A 242-nucleotide genomic window follows, 5' to 3' on the forward strand; every position below is an offset into this window, starting at 1 on the left:
GTTGAAGGTCTCGTTCAAGGGTCAGCACCTTATCTCAGGCCCGATTGTGTCAGAAGAGGGCGAAACTGACGGTGTCGGCGGGCACGTGACGTTCAGCGTTGAGGATGACTTCGCCGTGTTGAAGGACATGCTCGGCTGGCCCGTCCCCGGCTCCCCAGTGGGCAGCCAGTCAGCATCCGCGTACCGGACCTATACGGGGAACGCTGAGAGCATCATCAAAACCGCAGTGATCGAGAACGGTG

At 59.9% G+C, this 242-nt stretch carries 1 protein-coding gene; it reads left to right on the top strand.

Annotated features, from left to right (window positions below; translation table 11 throughout):
- Nucleotides 1-242, top strand: a 242-nt coding sequence (locus SB679_RS26025; protein WP_410705282.1) for a hypothetical protein, incomplete at both ends; no start/stop codon positions are given.

It is taken from the genome of Chryseobacterium sp. SIMBA_029 (genome assembly GCF_046535275.1).
In the GTDB taxonomy this organism is placed as follows: Bacteria; Bacteroidota; Bacteroidia; order Flavobacteriales; family Weeksellaceae; genus Chryseobacterium.